The sequence below is a fragment of the Oceanobacillus sp. FSL W7-1309 genome, assembly GCF_038002145.1.
Lineage (GTDB): Bacteria > Bacillota > Bacilli > Bacillales > Amphibacillaceae > Oceanobacillus > Oceanobacillus profundus.
Window position 1 is genome coordinate 629,081 of sequence record NZ_JBBOBX010000002.1, and the last position, 15,030, is coordinate 644,110.

16 protein-coding genes and 1 riboswitch are annotated in these 15,030 nt (G+C 36.6%); of the genes, 15 read left to right on the forward strand and 1 reads right to left on the reverse strand.

Going from position 1 to position 15,030, the window contains the following annotated elements; all coding sequences use genetic code 11:
• The first annotated feature begins 29 nt into the window (after nucleotides 1-29).
• The 14 genes from scpB to NST46_RS15825 all read left to right on the forward strand — a co-directional run bounded on the left by scpB (nucleotide 30) and on the right by NST46_RS15825 (nucleotide 13,490).
• Nucleotides 30-629: an SMC-Scp complex subunit ScpB gene (gene scpB, locus NST46_RS15760; protein WP_095308908.1), complete on the forward strand. Its 600-nt coding sequence runs from the start codon at nucleotides 30-32 to the stop codon at nucleotides 627-629.
• Nucleotides 630-874: 245 nt separating this feature from the next.
• Nucleotides 875-1,975: a D-alanyl-D-alanine carboxypeptidase family protein gene (locus NST46_RS15765; RefSeq protein ID WP_303449689.1), complete on the forward strand. Its 1,101-nt coding sequence runs from the start codon at nucleotides 875-877 to the stop codon at nucleotides 1,973-1,975.
• Between the two features lies 1 nt (nucleotide 1,976).
• Entirely contained in the window at nucleotides 1,977-2,561 is a 585-nt protein-coding gene (locus NST46_RS15770) for a nucleoside recognition domain-containing protein (protein ID WP_095308913.1), read from the forward strand.
• A 2-nt stretch (nucleotides 2,562-2,563) separates the two neighbouring features.
• The gene (locus NST46_RS15775; protein ID WP_095308914.1) at nucleotides 2,564-3,094 is read left to right on the forward strand and encodes a spore maturation protein; all 531 of its coding nucleotides are present in this window, start codon (nucleotides 2,564-2,566) and stop codon (nucleotides 3,092-3,094) included.
• Between the two features lie 70 nt (nucleotides 3,095-3,164).
• Nucleotides 3,165-3,908: a pseudouridine synthase gene (locus NST46_RS15780; protein WP_118889601.1), complete on the forward strand. Its 744-nt coding sequence runs from the start codon at nucleotides 3,165-3,167 to the stop codon at nucleotides 3,906-3,908.
• 52 nt (nucleotides 3,909-3,960) lie between these two features.
• Nucleotides 3,961-4,530, forward strand: a complete 570-nt coding sequence (gene resA, locus NST46_RS15785; RefSeq protein WP_095308917.1) for a thiol-disulfide oxidoreductase ResA — start codon at nucleotides 3,961-3,963, stop codon at nucleotides 4,528-4,530.
• 36 nt (nucleotides 4,531-4,566) lie between these two features.
• Nucleotides 4,567-6,204, forward strand: coding sequence for a cytochrome c biogenesis protein ResB (gene resB / locus NST46_RS15790; RefSeq protein ID WP_341137464.1), 1,638 nt, complete (start codon nucleotides 4,567-4,569; stop codon nucleotides 6,202-6,204).
• Nucleotides 6,205-6,429: 225 nt separating this feature from the next.
• Entirely contained in the window at nucleotides 6,430-7,620 is a 1,191-nt protein-coding gene (ccsB, locus tag NST46_RS15795; RefSeq protein WP_095308919.1) for a c-type cytochrome biogenesis protein CcsB, read from the forward strand.
• A gap of 218 nt (nucleotides 7,621-7,838) precedes the next feature.
• Nucleotides 7,839-8,555, forward strand: a complete 717-nt coding sequence (locus NST46_RS15800; RefSeq protein ID WP_095308920.1) for a response regulator transcription factor — start codon at nucleotides 7,839-7,841, stop codon at nucleotides 8,553-8,555.
• Nucleotides 8,555-10,321, forward strand: a complete 1,767-nt coding sequence (locus NST46_RS15805; RefSeq protein WP_303449160.1) for an ATP-binding protein — start codon at nucleotides 8,555-8,557, stop codon at nucleotides 10,319-10,321. The genes NST46_RS15800 and NST46_RS15805 overlap by 1 nt, the downstream gene beginning before the upstream one ends.
• A gap of 54 nt (nucleotides 10,322-10,375) precedes the next feature.
• A riboswitch (cobalamin riboswitch) is annotated at nucleotides 10,376-10,573 on the forward strand.
• 161 nt (nucleotides 10,574-10,734) lie between these two features.
• A complete protein-coding gene (locus tag NST46_RS15810; protein WP_240033787.1) occupies nucleotides 10,735-11,163 on the forward strand; it encodes a DUF4430 domain-containing protein in 429 nt (142 codons plus the stop codon).
• A 4-nt stretch (nucleotides 11,164-11,167) separates the two neighbouring features.
• Nucleotides 11,168-11,683 (forward strand): ECF transporter S component, encoded by a 516-nt coding sequence (locus NST46_RS15815; protein WP_341137465.1) that lies wholly within the window; start codon nucleotides 11,168-11,170, stop codon nucleotides 11,681-11,683.
• A 93-nt stretch (nucleotides 11,684-11,776) separates the two neighbouring features.
• A complete protein-coding gene (locus NST46_RS15820; protein ID WP_303449164.1) occupies nucleotides 11,777-12,322 on the forward strand; it encodes an RNA polymerase sigma factor SigX in 546 nt (181 codons plus the stop codon).
• Nucleotides 12,309-13,490 carry a hypothetical protein gene (locus tag NST46_RS15825; protein ID WP_340001943.1) on the forward strand — a complete coding sequence of 394 codons (1,182 nt, stop codon included), beginning with the start codon at nucleotides 12,309-12,311 and terminating at the stop codon, nucleotides 13,488-13,490. The genes NST46_RS15820 and NST46_RS15825 overlap by 14 nt, the downstream gene beginning before the upstream one ends.
• 115 nt (nucleotides 13,491-13,605) lie before the next feature.
• Here NST46_RS15825 and NST46_RS15830 read toward each other — a convergent pair whose 3' ends face one another.
• Complete coding sequence (locus NST46_RS15830) at nucleotides 13,606-13,857, reverse strand: ferredoxin (RefSeq protein ID WP_303449168.1); 252 nt, start codon at nucleotides 13,855-13,857, stop codon at nucleotides 13,606-13,608.
• Between the two features lie 108 nt (nucleotides 13,858-13,965).
• Here NST46_RS15830 and NST46_RS15835 point away from each other — a divergent pair, with 108 nt between their 5' ends.
• Entirely contained in the window at nucleotides 13,966-15,030 is a 1,065-nt protein-coding gene (locus NST46_RS15835) for a helix-turn-helix domain-containing protein (RefSeq protein WP_341137466.1), read from the forward strand.

Below are 15,030 nucleotides of genomic sequence, written 5' to 3' on the forward strand. Positions count from 1 at the left end.
GATTTTTCTAATATTTGGAGGAATAGATTGTGGAAATAGAAGAATTAAAAGCCGTTGTCGAAGGATTACTTTTTGCTAGTGGAGATGAAGGCATTACGATAAAGCAAGTGTGTAAGGTACTAGAAGTGTCAGAATCAGCAGTTGAACACATTCTTGAAGAACTGACATATGATTATGAACGTAAAGACCGTGGCTTAATGATTATGAAGTCGCATGAAGTACTTCATTTAACAACAAAGCCAGAGCATAGTAATTATTTCAAAAAATTACTTGAACTACCACAGACCAGCAGAATGTCACAAGCTGCTTTAGAAACATTGGCAATTATCGCCTATCAACAGCCAATAACAAGAACAGAAATTGACGAAATCAGGGGTGTTAAAAGTGATCGGCCAGTTCAAACACTGACGGCGAGATCGTTAATTGAGGAAGTAGGTCGTAAAGATAGTGTTGGACGGCCAATACTTTTTGGAACAAGCAAAGATTTTTTAACCTATTTTGGTTTAACTTCTCTTGGCGAACTTCCACCGCTGCCTGAACCTTCCGAAGAGGATAATACAGACAGTAACGAAGCTGATTTATTTTTTGAGCGATTCAGTGATGAAATTGAGAATAATTTTAATGAATAAAAATTTGAGCCTTACATACTGGCATGTAAGGTTTTTTTATTGTTCTTAAATCATCTAGCATAACAGCGTGTCCCGTGCATAAAATGTAAGGACATCTTTTTTGATAAATAGAAATAAAACTTTTTGATGTAAAAGTGCAGCGAATACTTTCACCTAAAAGCTTGCAATCCAAAGTATACATGTTATTAAAAAACAAAGAATGATCCTTTAACGAATGCTAAAGATTTCTAAGGAGGCATTAAACGATGCGATTTCTCATACTCATCCTTATTCTCTTAGTTGTGCAACTTGGTTTTCCAATTACAGGACAAGCAACCCCTGTTGTTTCTGCCAACAACGCCATCTTAATCGAACAATCCACAGGCAGGGTGCTTTATGAAAAGAAGGCACATGAAGAAGCGTCTATAGCAAGTATTACGAAAATAATGACCGCAATTATAGCAATTGAATCCGGGAAAATGGATGAGATGGCTACCGCCTCGAGAAGCGCAATTTATACAGAAGGATCATCCATTTATTTGGAGCAAGGTGAAGAAATGAAATTAGAAGACCTTGTTTATGGTTTGATGCTTAGGTCTGGTAATGACGCGGCAATAGCGATAGCTGAACATGTAGGGGGAAGTGAGGAAGGGTTTGTCTATATGATGAATGAAAAAGCTAAATGGCTAGGGATGACAAATACACATTTCGATAACCCTCATGGTCTTGATTCAGAAACCCATTATTCAACGGCATACGATATGGCAATACTTACGCGCTATGCGATGGAAAACAATACATTTCAAGAAATAAGCGGTTCGGAAAATTATATCTCTGAAAATAGATCATATAGCTGGAAAAATAAAAATCGTCTGCTTACACAGTTTTATGAATATTGTACAGGAGGGAAAACTGGATACACGAAGCAAACAGGTAGAACCTTAGTAACCACTGCTGAAAAAGACGGTATGAAGTTAATTGCAGTGACACTCGATGCACCAGATGATTGGAATGACCATATCTCGATGTTTGAGTGGGGATATGAAAATTATCAGATGGAACCACTTTCAGACGAAGGACCAATAAAATACAGGTTGAATGAAACAAATTTAACGGTAAACGGTTTTGTAGAGGACGAAGTATCCTATCCGTTATCTGTTGAAGAGATAGAAGTATTGACTTCGAGTACGTTTCTGCTTTCAAATTATTTGACGACAGATGAGGAGATTATTGGGAAAACTGTTTTTTACTTGGATGATGAACAATTGATGGAAACACATATTTTCCAAAATCGATTGGAGCCTAACGATCATGACTTCAAACAGACTTTTACGTCAATTTTAATACAAATAATTGGATTGAAGTAAAATGATCAATATAATTTGGGCGTGTATGGCAATTGTAGGTATTGTTTTCGCAATGTTTAATGGAACAATGGATGAAGTTAACAAAGCAATTTTTGAGAGCGCAAGCGAGGCAGTAACATTAGCCATTAGTCTAATAAGCATTCTTGTTTTTTGGCTAGGTATTATGAAAATTGCAGAAAATGCTGGGATTCTAAAAGGAATTGCAAAGGTATTTCGGCCGGTTATCGTAAAGCTGTTTCCTGAGATACCAAAAGATCACCCGGCAATCGGCTATATCGTATCGAATATTACAGCTAATCTCTTTGGTTTAGGCAATGCTGCAACACCACTTGGAATTAAAGCGATGGAGGAAATGAAAAAATTAAGTGGATCAGAAACTGCATCACGTTCAATGATTACTTTTCTCGCATTAAACACATCTGGTTTGACATTAGTTCCAACAACTGTAATTGCAATCCGTATGCAATATAATTCTGTATCCCCGACTGAAATTGTTGGTACTACGATTATTGCGAGTGGAGTTGCGGTTACCAGTGCTATTTTAATTGATCGTTTTTATCATTATAAAAGTACATGGAGGAAATAGTTATGGAGATCATCACGCTTGTAAGCACCTGGCTTATCCCAACCTTTTTACTCGTCGTATTGTCCGTTGCAGTAATCAAAAGAGTTCCCGCATACGAATTATTTGTAGAAGGAGGTAAGGAAGGTGTCAAAATGGCATTTTCTTTGCTTCCTTTTTTAGTAGGTATGATTGTATCTATTGCGATACTTCGTAGTTCGGGAGCATTGGAAGCTTTTATTAACAGCATTACCCCATTGCTGCAGATGGTTGGTATACCAGCTGATATCATGCCACTTGCATTAGTGAGGCCAATTTCTGGCACAGCTGCATTGGGCATGACAACCGAATTGATCGCTACACATGGACCTGATTCGTTTATTGGCCGGTTAGCCTCAACAATGCAAGGAAGTACAGATACTACGCTCTATATATTAACAGTCTATTTTGGAGCAGTTGGAATAAGGAAAATGCGCTATGCTTTAAAAGTTGGGCTGCTGGCGGACCTAATTGCTATACTTTCAACCATCATTATTGTTAAAATAGTATTCGGGTAACTAAAACTAGCGTTAATGCCATATTAACGCTATTATTGTGTAGAAAATAAAGTAGAAGTATGGTGATAGAATGGCAAATCAAAGTGAACGACTACAAAAAGTAATTGCACAAAGCGGCATAACCTCTAGAAGAAAAGCAGAACAGCTTATTATAGATGGGAAAGTCCGTGTAAATGGACAGACTGTAACAGAGCTTGGCACAAAAGTAACAAGTGATGATGAAGTTGAGGTGAACGGTGTCCCACTGGAAAAAGAATCACATGTATACTACATGCTATACAAACCAAGAGGAGTTATTTCCAGCTTGAAGGATGACAAAAATAGGAAAGTTGTAATTGATTTAATGGAGGAAGTGACAGAAAGAGTTTTTCCAATTGGCAGATTGGACTACGATACGTCAGGCATCCTGCTATTAACAAATGATGGGGAATTTGCTAATCTTTTAATGCATCCGAAGCATGAAATAGACAAGGTCTACGTCGCTAAAATTAAAGGGGTTCCTGATAAAAAAGAGCTCGGTAAGCTAAGAAAAGGGATTAAAGCAGATAAAGATATTTTAAAAGCAGTGAACTATACGATTTTATCTACGGATAAGAAAAAAAACACAATGGTGCTTGAATTAACCTTGCATGAAGGGAAAAATCGTCATATTAGAAGAATGATGGAGCAGTTAGGCTACCCTGTCATGAAATTAAAAAGAGAAAAATATGGTATGCTTACGTTGGATGGATTGAAACCAGGAGATTATCGCCCTCTGACACCGAAAGAAATAAAACAAATCAGGAACCAAGCTTCCAAAATTGTTAAAGAATAGTCAAATTTCATACTATATTTCGATGATATAATACGGTGTGGGAGTGATAATTTTGAGTTTGGATCAAATGAAGAGTAATAAACAAAAGAAAAAAAGAAACCGGTTCATTTTTAGAACAGCGATTCTTGCCGTTTTAGTAGCGGCGGTAGTTTTTGCACTCGTATCCCACTTAAAAGAAGATAACGGGGGATATAAGGTTGGAGATAAAGCACCAGACTTTAAGTTGCAGCAAATTAGTCAGAATCATGATGCAGAGGCAATTCAACTTAGTGATCTGGAAGGGAAAGGTGTCATGCTTAATTTCTGGGCAACATGGTGTAAGCCGTGTAAAGAGGAAATGCCCTATATGCAAGAGCTTTATCCTGAATATAAAGATAAAGGAATTGAAATCGTAGCGGTAAGTTTGGATGGAACAGAGCTTGTAGTTGATCGATTTATAGATGATTATGGCTTAACATTCCCAATCCTTCATGATAAAACAAGTGAAGTGAGGGATCTATATAAAGTCGTACCATTACCAAGCACTTTCTTTATCAACCCTGATGGAGAAATCCAAGAAGTCGTTAATGGAGCACTTAGCTTAGAAAGTCTTGAAGGGTATTTACAGGAAATACAGCCGTAAACAAATTGAGCATGAAAGCTATTGTGAGGGATTTAAATGAATAAAGTTAAATGTGAGTGTGGGCATGTTAACCCCGAAGGAACGGTTTTATGTGAAGCCTGTGGCAAGCCTATTGAAGGCAACCAGCACATAGATGGAAATGAAGGAAATAAATTACTGAATATGCGCTACGATGGAACTGCCCGTCGCTCACAAACCTACAACAAATCCATTATTGATAAAATATGGAGTTTCTTTTCTTCCGTTAAAGTGGGGGTTTGGCTAATTGTCATCGCACTAGTGGCGTCAATGGTCGGAACCATCTTTCCACAGGAAATTTACATACCAGCAGATGCAGTGTCTCGAGATCCTGCTATTTTCTATGAAGATCGATATGGCATTTTAGGATTAATTTACTATCAGTTGGGCTTTCATAATTTATACAGTTCATGGTGGTATATGGTATTAATTGCACTCATTGGTATTTCGCTTGTTATTTGTAGTCTGGATCGCTTTGTACCGTTGTATAAAGCGTTAAAAAGGCAGAAGGCAAAGCGCCATGAAACATTTTTAAATAGACAGCGCTTTTACAGTGAGTCAGAACAAGTCATTCCAGATGATATTGAGACAGTTAAAGAGAACTTAAAAAAACAGCGTTATAAAATTACAGACGAGAATGGGCATATCCTTGCCGAAAAAGGCAGGTTTTCGAGATGGGGTCCATATGTTAATCATATTGGGTTAATCATAATTTTAATTGCAGCTATACTACGGACTACTCCGTTAATGCATACAGAAGAATATGTTTGGGTTCGAGAAGGACAGCAGATCGTTCTTCCTGGAACGAATGGAGAATACTATATCGAAAACAAAGAATTTATCATGGAAGTTCATGACGAAAATGATGAACGATTTGCACAAGCTATTCAGCAGGAAGGTGTAGTACCAAGTAATTTCCAGACAGATATTGTAATTTATCAAGAAACTAACGCTTCGGTACCAGGTGCTGAACCTGAACTTGAGCCAATATTGGAAGAATCAATTCAAATGAATAAACCAGCTAAATTTGATCGATATACACTGTATCAATCTGGATACCAGGTAAATGAATTTACAAATATGACCTTTAAAGTTCATGAAACAGATGATCCAGAAGAATCTTCATTAGGTTCTTTTACGATAGACTTAACAAATCCTGACTCTATATATGAATTGGATAGCGGGTTCCGCGTTCAAGTTGATCAGTATTATCCAGATTACATATTAGATAATGGAATTCCAACTTCGGAAACAAATTTTCCTAGAAATCCAGCTTTCGTCTTATCCGTATACCCTCCGGAAAGTGACACACCTGAAATCAGCTTTATCGGAATCGGGAAAAATATTGACGCTACTGGAGAAAACGAATACAAGGTAGGTATTGAAGATTTTGAATTACATGATGTTAGTGGTTTGACACTACGTGTTGATTTCACGTTGCCGTTCTTTATATTAGGGGCCGCAATATTCATGATCGGAGTTATCCAAGGGATGTACTGGCAACATCGTAGAATTTGGATTCATCCAAAAGAAAATGGCATCTTACTTGCAGCTCATACAAATAAAAACTGGTTTGGTATTAAAAAAGATATTGAGAAATCAATTGAAAATACACCAATTACGATGGCCCGAGACCAGCAGGAATTAGACGAATAGCATGCTATTGGGATATACCGAAGATGGGTAACTTTTTAAGACGAACAATGCACAAACTTAGCGAAGGAGATATACGTTGAATCCTGTAGGAGGAAAGGCATTAGGTGAGACACCAAATTGCGCGAGCATTTGAGCTCACCAGTCCACACCGGGGGCACCATGTATGTCTTCCGAAGCGGGTATTTGCACCAAGTCTCTACTGTTTTAGGATGAGGAGGAATTTTAATGGATTTACTTAATCTAAGTAGCACAATGCTTTATACAGCATTTATTTTATATTTGGTTGCTACACTTTTCTTTGGGGCAACAATTAGACAGGATAAGTCGGAAAGAAGAAAGAAGAGAAAATCCGGAACCATTGGTATTACCATAACGATTATCGGTTTTACTGCGCAGCTTGTCTATCTGATAACAAGATGGATTGCAAGTGGACATGCCCCGGTTAGTAATATGTTCGAATTTATGACATTTCTAGGTATGTCCATGGTTTTAGCTTTTATTATTCTTTATTTTTATTACAAGTTAAGCTTTCTTGGGTTGTTTGCACTCCCAATTGCAATGATCATTATTGCATATGCGAGCATGTTTCCAACTGATATTTCACCATTGGTACCATCGTTACAAAGTCATTGGTTATATATTCATGTAACGACTGTAGCTTTAGGACAAGGAATTTTATTCATTAGTTTTGCAGCAGGAATCATGTATCTAATTAGGCAAGTCGATCAGTCTAGTTTGAATAAAGGTAGCTTATGGCTTGAAATCGTGATGTACGTTATGTTCTTATTTATTGGTTTTATCGTGATCACCACTTCTTTTAACATAATGGATTATCATGCTGAATTTGAATATACAGAAGCTGGTAATGTGACGACAACAGATTATCATTTGCCAGCTATTGCTGGTCCAAATGAGGGAGCATTATTAACAGAAGGTGTTATGGAACCGTGGTTTGAAACTCCAACATGGATGCAAGGCGCAGACGCCGGAAGAAAATTCAATTCGGTCATTTGGTCATTTATTACTGGTACAATTTTATATGGACTCGTACGATTAATTATTCGTAAACGAGTTGGAGCAAAACTTCAGCCGCTTCTAAAAAATGTAAAACCGGATTTATTAGATGAAATCATGTATCGTTCCGTTGCCATTGGTTTCCCAGTATTCACACTTGGCGGTCTTATCTTTGCAGCGATTTGGGCACAAATTGCTTGGGGAAGATTCTGGGGATGGGATCCAAAAGAGGTATGGGCACTTGTAACATGGTTCTTCTATGCAGCTTTTCTTCACCTTCGTTTATCAAGGGGCTGGCATGGTGAGAAATCCGCTTGGTTAGCAGTAGGTGGTTTTGCAATTATTATGTTTAACCTAATTGTTGTTAATCTCGTATTAGCAGGCCTACATTCGTATGCTTAGATGTGAAAACAAAAGCGCGGGGCGCCCTGCAGGCTGAAAATGCGACGTCCTGTGCGTCGTAGTGACGTACGGAGGAAAGAAGTCTCTCTAGTAGTTGGGCGGTAAAGCTGGACGTGTCTGTTAACAAACGGGGTATCATTAGGATACCTCGTTTTTTTATACATTTACTTAGGATTGGTTTATACTAGATACAGTGTAAAGCATAGGGGGAAGTTAAAATGGATGATAATATTAAGATATTAGTTGTTGATGATGAGGAAAGAATTCGTAGACTCATCCGTATGTATTTAGAACGTGAAGATTATATTGTTGAAGAAGCAGAAAATGGAAAAGAAGCCTTAGATAAGGCATTAAATAATGATTATAATGTCATCTTATTGGATATCATGATGCCTGAAATGGATGGTATCGAAACATGTCAAGAGCTGAGAAAAGAAAAAGACACACCTGTTATTATCTTAACCGCTAAAGGAGAAGAAGCAAATCGTGTGCAAGGATTTGAAGTTGGGGCAGACGATTATATTGTAAAACCATTTAGCCCTAGAGAAGCTGTTTTACGAGTAAAGGCATTATTACGAAGAGTGACTGCCGCCTCTTTTCATGAAGCTGATACAGCTTCAAAAAATATATTAGTATTTCCGCATATTACAATTGATCATGATGCCCATCGTGTTTCAGCAGATGGTGAAGAAGTTAGTCTAACGCCAAAAGAATATGAACTGCTATGTTTCTTAGCAAAATCACCAGATAAAGTATTTAATCGAGAACATTTATTGAAGGAAGTATGGCAGTATGAATTCTTCGGTGATTTAAGAACAGTCGATACGCATGTGAAAAGACTTCGTGAAAAACTAAGCAGTGTATCCAAACCAGCCGCTAAAATGATTGTAACTGTCTGGGGTGTTGGTTATAAATTTGAAGTTGATGATGTATAATGTTTTGGCGTAGTGTAGTTGGTAAGCTATCATTAACGATTCTATTACTTGTTGCATTTGTTTTATTTATCTTGTCATTCTTCCTGATGGAGTTCTTTGAAAATTTCCATATACTTGAAGCGGAAGATGATATGTTGCAAACAGCTACAAAAATCTCCTCACTCGTTGAAAGGGGAGAAGATAGAGAATTTATCGAGGAAATGACAGAACTATTAAAAGATCCGTCTAGTCGAATTGTGATTGCGTATAATCAAGATGAACTTTGGACATCCACAAGTAATGATGGTGATTTATTGGAAACCGATGATCATTGGATTGAAGAAAGCGAAGAATTTTCACAAGTACTTCATAACCGTCGGGAAATACAGAAACAAATTATTCAGCCCGATGAGAATAATGAAATTATGATTGTTGGTTCACCAATTGAATCAGGTGGAGCGGTCTTTGTTTATCAATCGTTGGATGTGATTTATCAAACAAAAGCACAAACCTCAAAGTTAATTCTCCTTAGTGCAGGAATTGCGATTATGTTGACTACTTTTTTTGCAGTATTTTTATCAACAAGGATTACTTCTCCACTAATAAAAATGCGAGAAGCGGCATACAACCTTACTAGAGGAGAATTTAATACGAAGGTTCCTGTTTTGACACATGATGAAATCGGTGAACTTGCAACAGAGTTCAATCGCATGGGAAGACAGCTTAAATTTCATATTAATGCTCTAAGACAGGAAAAAGAACAGCTTTCAAGTATTGTTAGTTCGATGGCAGATGGTGTGGTAACATTAAATCGAAATGGCGACATTCTTGTCATGAATCCGCCAGCCAAAAAATATATTGAAAACTGGTATTTTGAAAATGACATTGCAGATGAGCAAAACCGGAAACTTCCAAGTGAACTTAATGAGGCGCTTCAAGAAGTTTTTGAAAGCGAACAGGCAGTGCTTCGGGAAATCAGCCTGCAAGGTAGAATTTATGTTATGTTAATGACACCTTTGTACGACCAATCCTATATTAGGGGCGCTGTAGCGGTTATCCGTGACATGACAGAAGAGAGACGCTTAGATAAGCTGCGTAAAGATTTTATTGCCAATGTTTCACATGAATTACGTACACCAATCTCTATGCTCCAAGGTTATAGTGAGGCAATTGTAGATGATATTGCGGATACAAAAGAAGCTAAAAATGAACTTGCGCAAATTATTCACGAGGAATCTTTAAGAATGGGGCGACTAGTAAATGAACTTCTTGATCTAGCTAGAATGGAGGCTGGACAAATACAGTTAAATTTAGAAAAAACAGCAATTGAGTCCTATGCAAAACGTGTTGTTAATAAATTTAAAAGTTTAGCAATAGATAACGGAATTGAGCTGTCTTTATCATTGGATATCGATTTCCCGGAAGCCATATTTGATCCTGATCGTATTGAACAGGTTTTTACGAATCTAATTGATAATGCGTTACGCCATACTTCAGAAGGCGGTAAAGTCCATGTTACAATAGCTAATCGTGAAAATGAGCTTTATGTAGAAATTGAAGATAGTGGTAGCGGTATTCCAGAAGAAGATTTACCATTTGTTTTTGAACGTTTTTATAAAGCGGACAAATCAAGAGTTCGTAATAAGGAGAAGAAAGGCACCGGTCTTGGTCTATCGATTGTAAAGCATCTTATTGATGCACATCATGGTGTGATTCTTGTTAAAAGTAAGTTGAATCAGGGCACAGCTTTCAGCTTCAGACTCCCGCAGAATAAACAAAATCACTAGAACTTTTCTATTCTAACGTCATATGCTATGATAATTTTGAACTGGAATGAAAAATTATATACATTGAATTTTGGTATTCTAAGAGAACATCAGGGTATTATTTCTTAGATTAGGGAAACCAGTGGAAATCTGGCACTGTCCTCGCAACTGTAATTGATACGAAATAAGCAATACCACCGTAGTAATTACGGGAAGGGCTTAAAGTAGGTTTGAATCTTAAGTCAGTAGACCTGCCAAATTCAATTTGTTTTTCTCAATGCTTCGAGGTATGAGTGATTGAGACATTCGAATACATATAGCTTTTTGTCTATAATTATTTGTTTGTCTAAAAATCCAGCTCCTCTTTGTGAGCTGGATTTTTTTGTTCCCGAATATTTCCAGTTAAATACTTATAAAGATGGGGAGGAATTAAGTTGAAAAAATGGATTTTTCAGTTTGCGGTCATTGTAATGTCAGTTGGATTGCTGTTTGGTTGTTCTTCAGATGAGAATACAAACCAAAATACGTCTGTAAGTACGAATAACTCTTCACAATCTGAAGAAGTTGCAGAAGACTCTGTACGGATTACCATTTCTATTAATGAAGGGGAAGAATATGTAACAGAGGAAGTGATTCAGATAGAAGAAGGTGATATTCTGATGGATGTTATGGAGGAAAACTTCTACATCGAAACAGCGCATGACGGTCAGTATATTACAAGCATTGAACGAGTTGCTGCTAGCGATGAAGAGAAAACTGCATGGATGTTCTTCGTAAATGATGAAATGGCAACAGTTGGTGCAAGTGACTATGAGTTATCGCCTGGAGATGTCGTTGTTTTTGATCTACAACCCTGGGAATAAGTAAATGAGCACATACAAACTTACAATCCTTGCATTATTAGCTGCTTTGGCAGTAGGTGGAAGATATATCTTTCAATTTATTCCAAACGTACAGCCGGTAACAGCGATCATTATCATTTGTGGTATTATACTTGGTCCAACATCCGCTCTTCTTTTAGCAATTTTAACTACATTTCTTTCTAACATGCTTTTAGGCATGGGATTATGGACCTTGTGGCAGATTGTTTCCTGGGGTATTATTGGGATAATGAGCGGACTATTGGGTAAAATGCTAAAACGAGTTCCATTTCTTATCATTGTGCTTTTGGCTATATTCAGTGGTTACTTCTATGGCTTTATCATATCACTAACTACATACCAGGTTACAGGGGAATTTTGGCCATATTATATTGCAGGACTCCCTTTTGATACAAGCCATGCAATTGGTAATGCGGTATTTATTGTACTCTTGTATCCGATGATCTCCTTTTTATTTACAAGATATGCATATAATAGGTTTGATGTAAAAAATACCGACTGATATTCAGTTGGTATTTTTTCTTCATTTACATTATAGTTTAGATGAAACCTTTTTACATTTATAACGACTATATAACTGAACGGGAGGGTCTTTATGAAGGCCGTTTTCGATAAATTTTATGATACCTACCATCAAGACCTTTTCCAGTATATTTTCTATATGGTGAAAGATAAAGAAACAACAGAGGATTTGGTTCAAGAGGTTTATATAAAAGTATTAAAATCATATGCTAATTTCAAGGGTGAAAGTAGTGAGAAAACATGGCTTTTCTCAATTGCGCGTCACGTTACATATGATTATTTCCGTTCATTAAAAAGGAAGAGAGATAGAATATTTGAGTTTTTTGATTGGAATGATAAAGGAGATGTAATTCCTGATCAAAGCAAGCTACCAGATGAGATTGCTGAAGAAAACGATCAAATCAAACAGGTGTATACATACTTAAACTACTGTACACTTGACCAACGGAATGTAATAATACTGCGTTATTTGCAATCATTTTCTATTCAAGAAACTGCTGAAATACTTAATTTTACCGTCAGTAAGGTGAAAACGACTCAGCACCGTGCATTAAAAGCATTAAAAAAAGCAATGCTTGAGAACATCAACGGAGGAGGGGATGCTAATGCGACACAATGAAGAATATGATAAAATTATCGCTAGTTTAAAGCAGCTACCTGTAGTTAAGGATAAGATGGATAAATCCGATTTATACAGTCGCATCTCCCCAAAACTGAAAGATAGCCAGAACGTAAAATCGAAGAGAAAGGTAAAAGTGGTGCCTATTCTGGCAACTGCGATGGTTGCTGTACTTCTGGCTATCATTCCATTTATACTCAATAATTCTTCAACTCAACAGGCAGATTATTCCATGAATCTTGATGTTGCAAATACGTATGATTATATGGAAGAGTCAGGAAAAACGGAGAGTAGTAATGAGCAAGAAGCCCATTCAGGCGGGATAGCAGATGATAGTCAAGAAGAGTCTGCTGAGACACGGGTGGCAATGGATGAAGCACCAATGCAAAGCCATATTATTTCTGCTGATGAAGCTGGTACATTTGTATATGGTGCTGTAGCGGATGCACAGAATCAGTACGTTATTCCGATTACTTTTATTGTGGAGGACTCTGTAAATGTTGCTGCATTCTATAATCAATTGGCAACATATATCCATGAGGATTCGTGGAATACGGCTGAATATTTACTTGAAGGCGCCTCATTTGAACTAAATGAGGCGGATAAAGAGGTATTTATTGAGCTTGAAAATGAATTTACCCTTGAAGAAGGCTCTACAAATGCTTATATATTTGAACAGATGCTTGCTACGATGTTTACACCACTTGGTATTGAAAAAGCTGTTTTTAAAAATGGAGCTGACTTAGGGTCCATAGGTTCTATAAAGGAAATGGTCTTGTATCAAGATGAGGCATTATATAAACTTTATAATAATGAGTTTCTAATCCCGGTACCTACCTCGAAAGAGCTGTCAATTGAAGAGGCTATTGCTGAAATGAGTCAAAATAAGCCTGAGTTTAATGTTAGTCGAACTATACCAGACGATGTTCAATTGGAAGTACAATCAAGTGGCAGCTTATTGGAATTAACATTTGCTGATGAGCAAGTGCTTCTTGACAATCAGGATATTTTAACAATGGTCGAAGCCATTTTAATGACTGCAAAAAGCTTTGGGTTTGAAGAAGTACAATTTCAGAATTCGCCTCTGCAACAAGTTAGTGAATATAATCTATCCAAGCCTATAAGTGTTCCAAGTGCAGCTAATCCTGTCGATTTAAGAGATGAATAAGCAAAAAATTAAAAAAAGTGTTTTTGAAATTATATTTTTCAAAAGCACTTTTTCCATGTATACTAGTAACAACAATTACCCAATTATGATAGCATTGTTAGGATAAAACTTGAGTTTATGTTTGACTATACCTCAACGGATTACCGTGAAACGGATGTTCTGCAATTTTAATTGAATCAGTTGGACATCCTTCATATGCATCGAATAAATCTTCCTCGCAGCTTTCTGGAATTATAGAGGTACCTGTATTTTCATCGATGAGAACATAAGAAAGTCCTTCGTCATCATAGGTGAAAATCCTGGGAGCAGCTGCACCACATGCACCACAGGCTATACATGTTTCTTTGTCTACAATGGTGTACTTCACTTTATATTTACCTCCTGAAATCAAAAGCCTTAATCCTATTCTAAAACTGATTGCTATTCATTTCAATACCCGGTTTGTATGCATCTTTTAAAAAGGGGGCAGTCATTCTTGTTTTTTGAAAGTATTATTTTAAAATGCCTTTCCCAGCTAAATGGAGAAAGGACCATATCCAGCGTGTTTCATTTATTAAATGGAAGTAAATCAATTCAAACGATTCAAGACGTGCATAATTATCAGCTTAACATGTTTTATGGTGTTTATCGTCATTTAAACAGGAACTCGTTCAATCAAAGTGTATCTTTTTTGTTAGAAAATGAATATATACATGCTTCTGAAGGTGAAGTGAACACTTTTCAATTAACAGAAAAAGCATTACCATTTCTTGCTCAGTCCGAGCAGCAATTTCCATTCGAGTATTTCAATGGATTACGATACAATGAAACTGCAGACATGTTTTATTTACGTTTACTGCTACTCATCCAAGCATTAACCAATACAAAAATGAAATTTTATCATTTTATCCCGATAACTGACCAGCCTTCCGTTGAACAATGGGTTAAACAAATTTATAGGAAATTAAAAACCAATGAGACACATGCATTGCAAGGGATTTATCAAGAACTGTACCAGTTGTTAGAAATATTTCCAAATAACTTTGCCTCATTATTTGTAGATCGATTAACGGGATATAAAACTTATGGTAAGAGCTTGAACCAATTAGCAGAATTAAATATGCTGTCAATTGAAGATGTGAATCTTATACTGACAGGCATTATCCATAAAATAATTGCCATAATCGAAGAAAAACGAAAAGAGTTCCCTGTTCTTTCCTTCTTATTAGGTGACTTAACAGAGAAGATCCCGATTACAAATTCTACTAATCAAACCTATCAATTGTTACAAAAGAAGTATACGCTCGATCAAATAGCGCTGATGAGAAATTTAAAAATCAATACAATCCATGATCATATTGTAGAAATTGCTTTATATGATCCATTATTCTCCTTAGATCAATACATAACAAAGGAAAGGCAACAACAAATTATCAATGTAGTCAATCGGAGAAGTACGTTTAAATTAAGAGATATTAAGAATGCTGTCCATGATGACATTAGCTACTTTGAAATTCGACTTGTATTGGCGGCAACGAAAAATAAAAGCACTGGAAAATGA